This window comes from Rhodococcus sp. PAMC28707, from assembly GCF_004795915.1.
Lineage (GTDB): Bacteria > Actinomycetota > Actinomycetes > Mycobacteriales > Mycobacteriaceae > Rhodococcoides.
On record NZ_CP039253.1, the window covers coordinates 409,042 to 423,403 of the forward strand.

Genomic DNA, 14,362 nt, shown 5'->3' on the forward strand with positions numbered 1-14,362 from the left:
CCTCTATCAGTCCACGTCGGTCGACTCGGAACCGTCGACCGTCTCCCGCGGCGCCTTGTACGGATCTGCGTCACCCGCAGGCTTGGCCGATGCTGCCGCTCTGGCGACCTCGCTGTCGGCAAGGCGTGCGCGCTCGAGAAGTCCTTCCATATGCCGCGCAGTGTCCGGAACGGTATCGGTCACGAACGTCAACGACGGCGTGAAGCGAACACCGGTCCCTGCACCGACTTTCGACCGAAGTACACCTTTGGCCTTCTCCAACCCCGCAGATGCAGCCTGCAGATCCGGGGCCGTATCCAGGTCTTCGCCCATCACCGTGTAATACACGGTTGCGTCGTGCAGATCCGCTGTCACCTTGCAGTCGGTGACGGTCACGAACGCCAGACGGGGATCTTTGATCTCATGATCGATCGCCGTGGCGACGATGGCGGCAATTCGCTTGGCGAGCTTGCGGGCTCTCGCTGGATCCACCATGTCAATCACGCTCCTCATATGGTTCCGAGTCAGTCCTCGGGACCGAAAATTCTTCTTCTGACCGCCAACAATTCCAGATCTTGCCGCTCCGCGATATGCCGTTCGCATTCGTCGAGCTTGTCGTGCAATCCGTCGATATCCGAACCGGCAGCTGCAATTCCGAACAACGACCGCCGAAAACGCCCGAGCTCGCCCGTCTCCTCAGCCGAAACCCCGAAGCTGTGTAACTCCGTGAGAACAGGATCGACCTTCGAACGCTTCTCAGCGAGCGAACGAACGTCGCCCAACAACACGTCCAACTCGAGCGCCCCCAGATACACGCGGCCATCCTTACTCAGGTCCGAGCGAAGAGCCGGCGGCGGTACTGACATACCGCCGCCGGCCCCTCGATCTCGTGCAGTGTTACTCCCCGATGCTCCACTACAGCACTACTGCTGCGAATCGACTAGTCGCGAGCCTTTTCACGGAGCTCGTATGCCTCGACGACATCGCCTACCTTGATGTCCGAGTACGTCACCGTAAGACCGCATTCGTAGCCCTCTCGCACCTCGACCACGTCCTCCTTTTCCCGCCGGAGCGAGGAAATGGTGACGGTCTCGGCAACCACCTTGTTGTCACGCAGCAGTCGTGCTTTCGCATTGCGACGGATGGTACCCGAGGTGACGAGACAACCGGCAATACTTCCGACCTTCGAAGAACGGAACATTGCACGAATCTCGGCCTGGCCGAGCGCAACCTCTTCGTAGACCGGCTTGAGCATGCCCTTGAGCGCGCTTTCGATCTCGTCGATGGCCTGGTAGATCACCGAGTAGTACCGGATGTCGACGCCTTCACGGTTGGCCAGCTCGGTGGCCTTGCCCTCCGCTCGAACGTTGAATCCGATGATGATCGCATTCGATGCCGACGCCAGGTTGACATTGGTCTCCGTCACGCCGCCGACGCCGCGGTCGATGACGCGCAGTTCGACCTCGTCGTCGATCTGGATACCGACCAGTGCCTCTTCGAGGGCCTCGACGGTTCCCGAGTTGTCACCCTTGAGGATCAAGTTCAGCTGTGAAGTCTCCCTCAACGCTGCATCGAGATCGTCCAGGCTGATGCGCTTACGAGACTTCGCGGCGAGCGCATTGCGCTTGCGAGCGTTGCGTCGATCGGCGATCTGACGGGCAATGCGATCCTCGTCGACGACCAACAGGTTGTCGCCTGCACCGGGCACCGACGTGAAGCCGATGACCTGTACCGGACGGGACGGCAGTGCTTCGATGACATCTTCGCCGTGCTCGTCGACCATTCGACGGACACGACCGTAGGCGTCACCGGCAACGATCGAGTCACCGACACGCAACGTTCCGCGGGCGATGAGCACGGTGGCAACCGGTCCACGACCACGGTCGAGGTGCGCCTCGATGGCGACACCCTGAGCGTCCATATCCGGGTTGGCACGCAGATCCAGTGAGGCATCTGCTGTCAGCAACACAGCTTCGAGAAGTGCGTCGATGTTGGTGCCCTGCTTCGCCGAGATCTCCACGAACATCGTGTCGCCGCCGTATTCCTCGGCCACAAGTCCGTACTCGGTCAGCTGCTGCCGGATCTTGTCCGGGTTTGCGCCTTCCTTGTCGATCTTGTTGATCGCCACCACGATCGGGACATCTGCAGCTTGCGCGTGGTTGATCGCTTCGACCGTCTGCGGCATGACACCGTCGTCGGCTGCAACAACCAGGATCGCGAGGTCGGTTGCCTTGGCACCACGAGCACGCATGGCCGTGAAGGCCTCGTGACCCGGTGTATCGATGAAGGTGACCAAACGCTCGTTGCCTTCGAGTTCGGTAAGCACCTGGTAAGCACCGATGTGCTGGGTGATGCCACCGGACTCGCCTTCGCGGACCGTGGTGTTTCGGATCGAGTCCAGCAGTCGCGTCTTGCCGTGGTCGACGTGACCCATGACCGTGACGACGGGGGGCCGCTGCTCCAAGTCCTCTTCACCGCCGGCGTCCTCGCCGTAGGTGAGGTCGAACGCGTTGAGCAGTTCGCGATCTTCGTCCTCGGGGCTGACGACCTGAACGACGTAGTTCATCTCGCCGCCGAGCAGTTCTAGGGTCTCGTCGTTCACGGACTGAGTGGCAGTGACCATCTCGCCGAGGTTGAACAAAGCCTGTACGAGTGCTGCTGGATTCGCATCGATCTTGTCCGCGAAATCGGACAGCGACGCGCCGCGGGCGAGACGGATGGTCTCACCGTTGCCGCGTGGCAACCTGACGCCACCGACAGCGGGTGCCTGCATGCTCTCGTACTCGGCGCGTTTTGCCCGCTTCGACTTGCGGCCACGACGAACTGCTCCGCCGGGTCGACCGAAAGCACCTGCAGCTGCACCGCGCTGACCTGGACGGCCACCGCCGCCGGGACGACCGCGGAAGCCACCTGCGGGAGCACCACCTGCGGGAGCACCACCGGGAGCACCCGGTGCGCCGCCACCGCGGTAACCGCCGGCGCCTGCGCCACCGGGACGACCACCTGGAGCACCGCCGGGACGGCCGCCGCCGGGGCGACCTGCCGCTGGGCTCGGACGTGCCGAACGGGTAGGCATCGCGCCGGGGTTGGGACGAGGAGGCATCGAACCCGGGCTCGGACGAGGTCCGCCGGGTCCTGCCGGGCGAGGTGCGCCCTGACCAGCGGCCGGACGTGCACCGCCCGCTGCTGCCGGACGAGGTCCACCCTGACCCGGAGCGGGTCGACTGCTACCAGCCGGGCGTGGTGCACCCGGCGCGGGGCGCGGGGCAGGACGCTCGGCGGGGGCAGACGAATACGGGTTGTTACCGACACGCGGAGCCTTGGGGCCCGGCTTGGGGCCGGGTGCGCCTGGCTTGGGACCTGCCGGGGCAGGCGCCGCTGTGGCCTCTGGAGTTACGTCGGCCGATGCTGCGGGAGCTTGTTCTACCGGAGCAGCGGGCGCCGGAACGGATGGTGCCGGAGCTGCCGGTGCAGGCACCGGAGTCGATACCGGCGCAACGGGAGCCTCGGCTGCGACTGGAGCTACCGGTTCCTGTGCTACGGGAGCAGCAGGAGTCGGGCGCGGGGTCGGCTTCGGTCCCGGACGAGGTCCACCGGGCTTGGCAGCCGAAGCCGGCTTCGGTGCGCTGGCCTGTTCGCCGCCACTGGCCTGTGCGCCATTGGAAGCACCGGTGACCGGAGCGGAATCCGGCTTGCCGGCCGGGAACGATTCACGGACACGACGCGCAACTGGCGCTTCTACCGTGGACGATGCGGATTTGACGAACTCGCCTTGCTCTTTGAGCCGTGCGAGTAGTTCTTTACTGGTTACACCGAGTTCTTTAGCCAACTCGTGTACGCGGGCCTTACCTGGCACTGCTCTCCTCACTGAGAGGCCGAGCGAGGAATGGTGCCCGCACGACCTCGGGTTATCTCCGATGGACGTTCATCGTTGGTGCTTCACGGTGTGCTCATCAGTGCTGTTGCCTGTTCTTCTCGAGGGGTGAATCTCTGTCGTCGACTCCTTCGAGAAAGGAGACGACCGCTGACGAGTCGACAGATCCCGACACGCGTAGCGCTCTACCGAATGCACGGCGCCGCTCTGCATTCTCCAGACATCTCGGGTCGAGATGCAACCATGCACCTCTACCGGGAAGCCGGTGGTCGACATCGGGCACGATGACCGATTCCGAAGAATCTCGATCCCGAACCACAACTCTCAGCAGACCGGCGGCCGGAGCTCGCTCCTTGCACCCGACACATGTTCTCACCGGCTGACGAATTACCGCCGAACCGATGCTCTCATGACTCAGGGAAGAGAGTTCATTCCGAACCATCGACCACTCTACCGCTGTATTGCCTCGAACTCCGCATTCCACCCTTACGCGCTGGTGGACTCGGGTGCCGTGGCCGCGTCGCTACGGATATCGATGCGCCAGCCGGTTAGCCTAGCTGCCAGCCGGGCGTTCTGCCCCTCTTTGCCGATCGCGAGCGACAGCTGATATTCCGGCACGACCACACGTGCGGCACGAGCCTCGGCATCCACGACCGTGACCGACACAACCTTCGACGGAGACAGCGCATTCCCGACGAAGGTAGCGGGATCATCGTCGAAGTCGATGATGTCGATCTTCTCGCCGGCCAGTTCGCTCATCACGTTGCGCACACGCTGACCGATCGGCCCGATGCATGCGCCCTTGGCGTTCAGACCCGATACCGTGGACTTGACCGCGATCTTCGACCGGTGACCGGACTCGCGCGCAACGGCGACGATCTCGACCGACCCGTCGGCGATCTCCGGAACCTCGAGTGCGAACAGCTTGCGCACGAGGTTGGGGTGGGTACGCGAGAGGGTGATCTGCGGTCCGCGCTGGCCCCGGGCGACTCCGACCACGTAGCACTTGATTCGCTCGCCGTGCTCGTAACTCTCTCCCGGCACCTGCTCGGCAGGCGGCAGCACGCCGTCTGCACCGTTGGCATCGCTGCCGATCCGCACGATGATCGTGCCCTTGGCATTTGCTCTGGTGTCCCGCTGAATGACCCCGCCCACGATCTCACCCTCGTGCGTCGCATACTCGCCGTACGAACGCTCGTGCTCGGCATCACGCAGACGCTGAAGGATCACCTGCCGGGCAGTTGTCGCAGCGATGCGGCCGAACCCTTGGGGGGTGTCGTCCCACTCCGAGATCGTGTTGCCGTCACCGTCGATCTCTTTTGCCATCACTCGCACCGAGCCGGTCTTGCGATTGACGTCGATCCACGCATGGGGCTGATGGCCCTCGGTGTGACGGTAAGCGGTCAACAGGGCGGACTGAATCGTCGAGATGACCGTCTCGATCGACACCCCCTTGTCCGCTTCGATGGCGCGCAACGCCGCGATGTCGATATTCACTTGTCGGACCCTTCTTCCGGTGTTTCCACGTTCACTATCTCGTCGTTGTCGGCAGGAGCAGGCCTACCCGCGACAACGCCGCCCGTCAGCTCCATCTCGTCTGCTTTCGGCTTCGAGAATTCTACTTGCACAACAGCCTTCACAACGTCATCGAGCTCCACGACTCGGGTCGCGACAACGCCCTTGTCACGAGTGACCACCGTGAGCAATCGGCCATCGAGGTGACCGACACGTGCGTCGAACTTCTCGTTCTCCAACTTGAATCGGACCATCCGCCCGCGTGCGCGCCGCCAGTGGCGATCCTCGGTGAGCGGACGATCGACTCCAGGAGTGGTTACCTCGAGGGTGTAAGGAGCATCACCGAAGTCCGACACCGAGTCGAATATGTCGGAGATCTCACGGCTGAGGGACGGCAATGTGTCGAGGTCGATGCCCTCTTCACGATCGACCATGATGCGTACGGCACTGTGCTTGCCTGCCGAGACCACGTTGACATCTTCCAAATCGAACCCGCGGCTGGTCACCAGGTCGGACAGGAGTGCGATGACCCTCTCCTTGGACGGAACAGGCATCGTTGCGAAAACTCCTCGTTCAGTTGTGGTCGGACCCCACCAGAAGTGTGATCGAATCCGTAAGTGGCGAACGCACAGCCTAACGCCAACGGGAAGCGTTCGGGACCAGCCTGGGTGCACGAGATACAGAATGCACCTGGCACGATGTTCCCGTGTCGACGTTCGCTCTCCCCCGCGCCCTAAGCCGCCGTGGCGCCCTGCGCTTGACCGGTGGCGCCGTTCTCACAGCAGTCGGGCTCGCCACAACTGCCGGATGTTCGTCCGACACAGACCCTGGGCCGAAGCTCGACACCCTCACCGGCCACCTCCGACTTGCGCGTCGCGACGCAGCCGCCGCAGGCGCCCTGATCGCGTTGAGCCCGACGCTGGCCGGTCCCCTGAGCGTGGTGCAGATCGAACGGACGGCACATGCCGATGCTCTGGCCGCAGAGATGGTCCGCGTCGCAGGTCACACCGAAGAGGAGAGCGCCACTACCTCGACCACCGCGACACCGGTTGCGATGCCCCCGCCGACCTTGGAGGAACTCAAGGCCGATCTCAGTGAATCTCAGCGGGGTGCCGCGGACTCGGCAAAAAGTGAATCCGGTTATCGCGCAGGTCTGTTGGGATCGATCAGCGCCGCCTGCGCCGTCGAACTGGCGGTGGTGTTGCCATGAGCGACCTCGGCATCGAACAACACGCACTCATCGACGCATTGAACGCCGAGTACGCCGCGGTCTTTGCGTACGGCGTCGTCGGCGCATTCTCGAATCCGGCTCGTGGGGGCCTCATCGCGGCCGACGCTGCAGCGCACCGCGCACGTCGAGACGCAACCCTCGATGCGTTGCGCGCTGCGAGCGTCACCCCACCGCTTGCCAGCCCGGCATATTCCATCCCGTTTCCGGTCGGCGATCCCGTCACATCGGCGCAACTTGCCGCCCAAGCCGAGATCGACACCTCGATAGCGTGGAGATCGGTCATCGAGCGCAGCGAGTCCGGCCCCACTCGGGAGACCGGAGTCACTGCGCTCACAGAAGCGGCGTTACGACTGGCGAACTGGCGTGAAATCCTGGGTGTATCTCCGCCGACCGTCCCCTTCCCCGGTCAACCGTGAGCCGCCGCCGACTTCACTGAGTCAGCCCCTCATCTCGTACGCGCCGTCATAGGAAACTACCTCGGACCACACTGAGTCGAAGCGAGCCAGATCGACCACCGGCTTGCGGATCGCCGCAAGAGCCCAGGCCTGCTGCGCCTCGGTAGAGGACGGCTTCCCGTGCAGAGCAACTGCGTAACCGGAGAAATCACGAATTTGAAAGTCGAAGATCTGATCGAGCAACTCGGTGGAGACCTTCTCGGCCGATTCCAGAATCAGATGACCGTAGACGACCAACGAGAACAGGTGCCCCACGTTGAGTAGGAAGTCCAGATCCTTCTGCTGTGCTTCGTCCGGTGCGGTGTCGGTCAGAAACGTCTTGAAGGCCGAAGCCTGCTCGTAGAACCGCGCGACGTTGGGAACATGCGAAAACTTTTCGTATGTCGACTCCCGGTCGTGGAATCGCACTTTCCCTGCTCCGCGTGCGGGACCCTGAGCGAAGAAGAACGCGTCGTCGGAAGCGTCGTCACGTGTCACGACATCGGGATAGTCCATCGGAGCGAACATGTACGCCGGCATGAACTTGAGCATGAGGGCGACGTTGACGTGCACTGTGCCTTCGAGCTTGGGCAGGGTTCCGATCATCTGCGCGGCCTCACGAAAGTACGTGTTCTTCTCGTACCCCTTCGCTGCGATCACATCGTGCAGCAACCGAACCACGGTCTCGCCTTCGGAGGTCACCTTGGCCTTGGTCATCGGATTGAACAGCAGGTAGCGCCGATCCTCGAGGCTTGCGGACCTGAAGTAGTCGACTGCCCGCCCACTGAAGAGCTTCATCGCGATCAGTCGCGAATAGGCGTCGACGAAACTCGCACGCACATGCGGGAATTCGGTGACCCGGTTGCCATAGAGAATCCTGTTGTGCGCGTGCGTGATCGACTCGTAGAACGCATGCTCGGTAATTCCGATCGAACCCGTGCAGAGGTTGAACTTACCGACGTTGACGGTATTGAGTGCGGCGGAAAACGCGTCTGCGCCAGTGTGCAGAATGTCCTCGGCTCGGACCGGGTAGTCCTCGAGGGTGAAGGTACTGACGAACATCTGGCCGTGAATCACGTTGTCACGTAGAACATATTTGGGATGACTGCTGTCGGCGACGAAGAAGACGTAGGCATCCGGCCCATCGCGGTCGGTGCGGCGCCCGAACACCGAGACCATACCCGCGACGTTGCCGTTGCCGATGTAGTACTTCTCCCCCGACGCCAGAAACTCGACGCCCTCTTCTTCGGACGGCCGGAGCAACATATCCGTCGAGTAGACGTCGGCACCGTGGGCGCGCTCGGACAGTCCGAACGCCATCACGGACCCGCCGTTCAGTGCCCGCGCTGCGCGGCGCTTGGCTTCCTCGTTCTCGCTCATCCAGATCGGCCCGAGTCCGAGTACGGTGACCTGCCAGGCATACCAGTAGGACAGTCCGTAGAAGCCGAGGATTTCACTCAGGGCAGCATTACGGGATGCATCCCAGCGCTTGTCGGAGTCGCCATCGGCATAGGCAGCCGGTGTCGAAAACGTCGCGAACAGCTTCTCCTTGGCAACGAAGTCGAGAAAGTCGCTGGTCCAGACAGCATCGAGATCGTCGGCGAGCAATGTGGCCTTGCCTCGATCCTCGAACCAGTCGATCAGCGATCGCAACTGGCGCCGCGTTTCGTCGTCGAACTGGGTCGGATCGTACGTCGCGGGATCGAACAACGTGAGGTGGGCCATGTTGTCACCTTTCCTAGTCGGCTGCCCCGAAGCTACCAGTGAGTAACCGACCCGAACCGCCGAACCACGCGATCACAATTTCCCACGTACCGTTTCGACGATGTCGGCGACAGCGGTCTCGGTCTCGAGGTCACGGCTCTCACCGGTGAAGCGGTCACGGAGTTCGACCTTGCCCTCGGCCCATCCCCTACCGACTACGACGACGACCGGCACTCCGATGAGTTCGGAGTCCTTGAACTTGACGCCCGGCGACGCCTTCCGATCGTCGAAAAGCACGTCGAGACCCTGCGCGTCGAGTGCTGCCGCAATGGACTCGGCGCCGGCACGTGCAGCTTCGTCTTTGTTGGCGATCACCAGGTGTACATCTGCAGGCGATACTTCGCTCGGCCAACGCAGACCCTTGTCGTCGTGCATCTGCTCGGCGACGACGGCGACCAGGCGAGAGACACCGACGCCGTACGAACCCTGCACGAGGCGCACGGGTTTTCCGCTTTCACCGAGCACGTCGACACTGAACGCGTCCGTGTACTTGTAACCGAGTTGGAAGATATGACCGATCTCGATACCGCGCGCGCTGACGAGCGCGCCACGACCGTCCGGGGAGAGATCGCCGTCCCGCACCTGGGCAGCTTCGATGGTGCCGTCCGGAGTGAAATCGCGGCCGGCTACCAGGTTCACCACATGCTTGCCGGTGACGTCTGCTCCGGTGATCCACGACGTCCCCTCGACGACACGAGGGTCGACGAGGTAACGAACTCCGTTGGCCTGCAGCGCACGTGGTCCGATAAAGCCCTTCACCAGGAACGGATTGGCCTCGAAGTCGGCATCGGTGAGCAGCGCGAATTCGGCCGGCTCGAGAGACGCTTCGAGGCGCTTCTCGTCGACCTCACGGTCGCCGGGCAGACCGACAGCGAGCAACTCCCACTCCCCGTCTGCGTTGCGGACCTTGAGCAGAAGGTTCTTCAACGTGTCCGCGGCGGTGACGGTGCGCCCCAGATCGACCGAATTGGCCCACTCGACCAACGTGGCAATGGTGGGTGTGTCACCCGTCTCGTGATCGATGGCGGCAGGCTGCCCCTCGATCGGCAACGATGGCGGCGAGGGAGTCGTGACGGCTTCGACATTCGCCGCGTATCCCGATTCGATGCACCGCACGTAAGTGTCCTCACCGATGTCGCTCTCGGCGAGGAATTCCTCGGACGCACTTCCACCCATCGCGCCGGAAGTCGCCGCCACGATGACGTACTTGACCCCGAGCCGAGCAAAGATCTTCTGGTAGGCCTCGCGGTGTGCCGCATAGGACCGCTTCAGCCCGTCCTCGTCCATGTCGAACGAGTAGGAGTCTTTCATGACGAACTCGCGTCCGCGCAGAATGCCCGCGCGCGGGCGTTCCTCGTCGCGATACTTGGTCTGGATCTGATAGAGCGTGACCGGCAGGTCCTTGTACGAGTTGTACTCACCTTTCACCGTCAGTGCGAACAGTTCCTCGTGGGTGGGACCGAGCAACATGTCGTTGCCCTTACGGTCCTTCAGCTTGAACAGTGCGTCGCCGTAATCGGTCCATCGATTGGTGGTCTCGTACGGCTCGCGCGGCAGCAACGCCGGGAGCGAGATCTCCTGCGCACCGATCGCGTTCATCTCTTCACGAACGACTCGTTCGATCTGGCGCAGCACTCTCAGGCCGAGCGGCAGCCAGGAGTACACACCCGGGGCGATACGACGAACGTAACCTGCACGAACCAACAGCTTGTGGCTGTCGACTTCGGCATCGGCGGGGTCGTCACGAAGAGTGCGGAGGAAGAGCTGCGAAAGACGGGTGATCACGGGGTACGAGCGTAGTCGGTGCTCTGCGGGTGGGTAACGTTGCTCCCCGTGCTGATTCTGCTGCCCCCATCCGAGACGAAGTCGGACGGCGGCGACGGCTCTCCCCTGGATCTGGAAGATCTGTCGCTCCCCGAGCTCAATCCGCTCCGACACAAGCTGGCCGACGCGCTCGTGGAGCTGGCCGGCGATCCCGAGGCATCGGCGACCGCGTTGGGTCTCGGACCGACCCAGACCGAAGAAGTCGAACGCAACGCCGCCCTGTGGAGTTCCCCCACGACACCCGCACTGAGCCGCTACACCGGTGTTCTCTACGACGCTCTCGACGCGGGTTCGTTCACGAAGGCCGGTCGAGCACGGGCGGCAGCGAGGTTGTGGATCGGATCTGCATTGTTCGGGGCTGTACGTGCATACGATCCGATTCCGTACTACCGGCTGTCCGGCGGATCGACGATCCCTGGCTTCGGCACCTTACGTTCGCATTGGAAACCCGAGTTGGCGGACGCCGTGGTTGCGCAGTCCGATGGACTGGTCGTCGACCTGCGCTCGGGGACGTATCAGCAACTCGGCCCGGTGCCCGGCGCCGTCACGGCAACGGTGTTGACCGAGAAACCCGATGGCAGCAGATCTGTCGTGAGCCACTTCAACAAGCATCACAAGGGCGTGCTGGCGCGTGCGCTGACCCTGACGATTGCCGAGCCGAAGAACGTGCGTGCGGTGGCCCGAGTCGCATCGCGGGCCGGCTTGAGCGTGGAAGTCGCCTCGGCGACCGAACTGATCGTCCTCACCAGATGAACCCGGTCCCGGATTTACTCCGGCAAGGCGCCGATGCGTCCTATGGCAAGAGTCGGGATCTGCGGCGCGTGGACGAAGTCGTCGATCGCCTGATCGCGTTGGAGGACCAGGACGCCTCGGCACTGGCTTCGTTGGCGCTGACGAACATGATCGAGACGATGTACGAGGCCGGCTGGCAACCGTTCGACCTTCTCCACATCGTCAAGCGGCAGCAGACGCTCGCGGTGTCCTCGCTCGCCGCTGCGGTCCTGCTTCACCAATCGGATTCGACGAACTCGCACGAACGGGCGCCCGAGAACTGGGTCGAGCAGCTATCCGATATCTGTGCCGCATATCCGAAGGCCGCAGGACCACTGACAGCCTCCCCGAGTTTTCTTGCTGCACTGCTGAAGTCGAGTGGCAAAACGGATTACATTGCCGCCAACGATCAGTGGATTGCGGTACTTGCGCTGCTGGGCCAATGGCAGACGCTGCCGAGGTGGCCCCGAATCGGACCTTTTCCGTCGCAGTGGCCGGTTCGGCGGGCCAGCCGAACCGCGAAGTCCGGGCCGGTGAGCGGATCTCCGAACACCAAGATGCTCGGCAAGATTCGTGGCCTGCTCGCCAAGGCCGACGCCACCGATTTCGAGGAAGAGGCGGAGACACTCACCACCAAGGCGCAGGAGTTGATGACCAGATATTCCATCGATTCACTGTTGCTGACCGAAGGAAATGTCGATGTGATCAGCCGACGTCTGCATGTCGACAACCCCCATGCTCCACCCAAAGCCCAACTGCTGCATGCGGTGAGCACGGTCAACCGAGTCAAGAGCATCTGGGATCCGGAGTACGCGATTGCAACGCTCGTCGGATCACCCGTCGACATCGAGCAGACGGAGATCATGTTCACCTCGTTGCTGATCCAGGCGACACGCTCACTGTCGCACTCCCCCATAGCCAAACGACGTAAAGGTTCTGCCTCGGCAGCATTCGGCAAGGCCTTCCTCTATGCATACGGGGTCAGGATCGGCGAACGGCTCGGCGAAGCCGATGCGTATGCGGTGGAGGAAGCGTCGGAACAATCCGGCAACCTATTACCGATACTGGCGGCTCAGACGGTCGCTGTGGAGCAAGAATTCGACCGACTTTTCCCACGAGTTCGGACCATGCGCGGTCCGAGGTTGGATGCCGAAGGATGGGAGTCGGGGCACGCGGCCGCGGACGACGCGGAACTGGCGTAGCGAGGCGACATTACTTTCACGAGAACCGCAGGCCGTATCTCGGTACGCCGGTCATGTCGATCGAGCGATCTCGCATTGTCTGGCTGTTGGTGCTCGCACTGTCGGCAATCCTGACCGTACAAGTGCTCGAAGTGTTCGAGGATGCACTGGCCGTCGGCGATGTGCCCACGTGACATTGCCGCAGTGCTGTTTCGGGAGGTGCGCGTGGGCGCCACGATGGGAGGAATGCTCGGGTTGCTCGTCATCTACTTTCTCATCGCCGAGAGCGTCCTCGGCGTCTAACCGTGGACCGTCCATCGACGGTTACGTCGCGAGCACGTCTTCCTGCGCAGCCTGGGCCTGAGCGACTTGCTGCGGGGTGAACTTGATGAAGAACGCGGCGAGTCCGGCTACCACTGCAGCGACTGCGCAGCAGAAGAGGGCGAACATGTAGCCGGAGCTCAGGGCAGTGAGTTGGGTCTCGTTCATCAGAGTTGCCGGGCCGGTGGTTCCGCCGAGCGAAATCGTTCGCGAGGTGACCAATGCACCCACCACTGCCAGTGCGACGGGACCACCCAAGGTCTGAGCCACCAGAGCGATTGCTGTCAGTGGTCCGATCTCGGTCGCGCGGACGCCGGCGATGGCACACAGCGGCAGCGGTATCGACGCCATGCCGACGCCGAAGCCGATCCCGATGACCGGGAAGAAGATGCCAGGGAAGTACGACGAGTCCGCGTTCATCGTCGCGACCGAGAACAACAACCACCCCACCATGATGGCGCTGCCGGACATGACCAACCATCGCGGCTGTATTCGAACTACGAGCTTCGAGGTGATGAACGCTGCAGCACCCAAACCGAATGCGAACGGAACGAACGCCAGACCTGCATTGAGTGGGCTGTAGCCGAGGATGTCCTGGACGAAAAGCGCAACGAACGCGGCGAGGCAGAACATCACTCCGCCTGCGAAGAAGATCGCGACAAACGTGGCCACGCGGTTCTTGTTCGCGAACAAGGAAAACGGCAACAGCGGGTTCTCGGCCCTTCGCTCGACAGCCAGGAACAGTCCGAGCAGTATCAGGCCGCCGAGCAGCGAGCCGATGACGAGCGGGCTCGACCACCCCAGTTCGGTTCCCTCGCTCAAAGCGAGTACGACACCTGTGCAGCCGAGTGTGCCGAGGATCGCACCGGGGAAGTCGAGGGCAAGCCGTACGCCCGCCGTTTCCTTCAGCGACACCATGGCCAGAATGGCGATGGCGATGCCGATGGGCACGTTGATGAGAAAGATCCAGCGCCACGAAACCTGGGTCAAGGCGCCGCCGATGATGAGGCCGGCGATGGATCCGACGCCGGTCATTGCCGCATAGATCGCGATTGCCTGGTTCCGAACCGGGCCTGGCGCAAAGGTCGTCGCGACCAAGGCGAACGCCGTCGGCGACGCTACCGCCGCTCCAACGCCCTGAAGGGCACGCGCAGCCACCAACGTCGCCTCGTTGATGGCCAACCCACAGAGCAGGGATGCCACGGTGAACAGCACGACACCGCCGAGGAACATCTTCTTTCGACCGAACGCATCACCGAGTCTTCCGCCGAGAAGCATCAGTCCGCCGAAGGCCAATGCGTACGAGGTGAGAACCCAGTTGCGGCCGGCGTCGCTCAAACCCAGATCCGCCTGCAGCGGCGCCAACGCCAGGTTTGCCACCGTCCCGTCCAGAACCACCATCAGCTGAAGGCCACTGAGCACGATGATCGCCAGCCCGAAAGCCCTGGTCGTCACCGGGTACACGATG

13 protein-coding genes and 1 pseudogene are annotated in these 14,362 nt (G+C 62.8%); 5 read left to right on the plus strand and 9 right to left on the minus strand.

All coding sequences use genetic code 11. The features are described from left to right. Nucleotides 1-6 precede the first annotated feature (6 nt). From rbfA to rimP, 6 genes are all read right to left on the minus strand, one after another. Complete coding sequence (gene rbfA / locus E5720_RS01880; RefSeq protein ID WP_136169250.1) at nt 7-474, minus strand: 30S ribosome-binding factor RbfA; 468 nt, start codon at nt 472-474, stop codon at nt 7-9. 29 nt (nt 475-503) lie between these two features. After that, nucleotides 504-794, minus strand: coding sequence for a DUF503 domain-containing protein (locus tag E5720_RS01885; protein ID WP_136172366.1), 291 nt, complete (start codon nt 792-794; stop codon nt 504-506). A 125-nt stretch (nt 795-919) separates the two neighbouring features. Continuing rightward, on the minus strand, nt 920-3,835 hold the full coding sequence (gene infB / locus E5720_RS01890; protein WP_136169251.1) for a translation initiation factor IF-2: 2,916 nt from the start codon (nt 3,833-3,835) through the stop codon (nt 920-922). A gap of 97 nt (nt 3,836-3,932) precedes the next feature. Next, on the minus strand, nt 3,933-4,229 hold the full coding sequence (locus E5720_RS01895; RefSeq protein WP_136172367.1) for a YlxR family protein: 297 nt from the start codon (nt 4,227-4,229) through the stop codon (nt 3,933-3,935). A 110-nt stretch (nt 4,230-4,339) separates the two neighbouring features. Continuing rightward, nucleotides 4,340-5,350, minus strand: coding sequence for a transcription termination factor NusA (gene nusA, locus E5720_RS01900; protein WP_136169252.1), 1,011 nt, complete (start codon nt 5,348-5,350; stop codon nt 4,340-4,342). Then, nucleotides 5,347-5,922, minus strand: coding sequence for a ribosome maturation factor RimP (rimP, locus tag E5720_RS01905; protein ID WP_136169253.1), 576 nt, complete (start codon nt 5,920-5,922; stop codon nt 5,347-5,349). Before rimP ends, nusA begins: the two co-directional genes overlap by 4 nt. Nucleotides 5,923-6,074: 152 nt before the next feature. Here rimP and E5720_RS01910 point away from each other — a divergent pair, with 152 nt between their 5' ends. Further along, nucleotides 6,075-6,578, plus strand: coding sequence for a hypothetical protein (locus E5720_RS01910; RefSeq protein WP_136169254.1), 504 nt, complete (start codon nt 6,075-6,077; stop codon nt 6,576-6,578). Continuing rightward, on the plus strand, nt 6,575-7,015 hold the full coding sequence (locus E5720_RS01915; protein ID WP_136169255.1) for a ferritin-like domain-containing protein: 441 nt from the start codon (nt 6,575-6,577) through the stop codon (nt 7,013-7,015). Before E5720_RS01910 ends, E5720_RS01915 begins: the two co-directional genes overlap by 4 nt. Nucleotides 7,016-7,036: 21 nt before the next feature. On the opposite strand, the gene E5720_RS01920 is transcribed toward E5720_RS01915, so the two are convergent. After that, a complete protein-coding gene (locus E5720_RS01920) occupies nt 7,037-8,758 on the minus strand; it encodes an acyl-CoA dehydrogenase family protein (RefSeq protein ID WP_136169256.1) in 1,722 nt (573 codons plus the stop codon). Nucleotides 8,759-8,830: 72 nt separating this feature from the next. Further along, nucleotides 8,831-10,582, minus strand: a complete 1,752-nt coding sequence (locus tag E5720_RS01925; RefSeq protein WP_136169257.1) for a proline--tRNA ligase — start codon at nt 10,580-10,582, stop codon at nt 8,831-8,833. A gap of 48 nt (nt 10,583-10,630) precedes the next feature. Between E5720_RS01925 and yaaA the strand changes: the two genes are divergently transcribed. From yaaA to E5720_RS01940, 3 genes and pseudogenes are all read left to right on the plus strand, one after another. Next, nucleotides 10,631-11,374, plus strand: coding sequence for a peroxide stress protein YaaA (yaaA, locus tag E5720_RS01930; protein WP_136169258.1), 744 nt, complete (start codon nt 10,631-10,633; stop codon nt 11,372-11,374). Then, the gene (locus tag E5720_RS01935; protein WP_136169259.1) at nt 11,371-12,594 is read left to right on the plus strand and encodes a DUF2786 domain-containing protein; all 1,224 of its coding nucleotides are present in this window, start codon (nt 11,371-11,373) and stop codon (nt 12,592-12,594) included. The genes yaaA and E5720_RS01935 overlap by 4 nt, the downstream gene beginning before the upstream one ends. Nucleotides 12,595-12,620: 26 nt before the next feature. Beyond that, a pseudogene (locus tag E5720_RS01940) lies at nt 12,621-12,876 on the plus strand (magnesium transporter); the annotation flags it as partial. A gap of 21 nt (nt 12,877-12,897) precedes the next feature. On the opposite strand, the gene E5720_RS01945 reads toward E5720_RS01940, so the two are convergent. Then, nucleotides 12,898-14,358, minus strand: coding sequence for an MFS transporter (locus E5720_RS01945; protein ID WP_247596276.1), 1,461 nt, complete (start codon nt 14,356-14,358; stop codon nt 12,898-12,900). Nucleotides 14,359-14,362 lie beyond the last annotated feature (4 nt).